Source organism: Corallococcus praedator (assembly GCF_003612125.1).
Classification (GTDB): domain Bacteria; phylum Myxococcota; class Myxococcia; order Myxococcales; family Myxococcaceae; genus Corallococcus; species Corallococcus praedator.
On the sequence record NZ_RAWI01001432.1, the window covers coordinates 1 to 387 of the forward strand.

The window sequence follows — 387 nt, forward strand, 5'->3', positions numbered from 1 at the left end:
GCACAATGTCACAAATATCAAAGCCAGTCTGGAATATTTTTTCGCCGCACAGCGCTATAAACAGGGGATGGAACTGGCCGAACTGATGGACGTCAGCCTGCACGCCTTCATGGAGTCGCCCTACCGCCTGAAGTGGGCGCAGTGGGTCATGGCGCGCGTCCGTGCCGGGCAGCACGAAAGCGATGTTGCGCCGTATTACTGGCGCGCGGCACTGCTGTATGTAGCGGCGGCCTGCCAGAGCGGGAACGCCGCGCCGGAAACACTGGATCAGGCGCGCACCTTGATCGAGTCTGCCGAAGCCTACTACGAAAATCATGATCCGCTTCTGTTTGGCCGGGCGCTGTTCTATCACGGCGTAATCGCCCGGATTGCCCACCGGTGGCACGC

At 60.5% G+C, this 387-nt stretch carries 1 protein-coding gene; it reads left to right on the top strand.

Annotated elements, in window-relative coordinates; genetic code table 11:
* Positions 1–387 (top strand): hypothetical protein (locus tag D7Y13_RS46765; protein WP_158626281.1); only part of this gene is annotated, 387 nt, incomplete at both ends.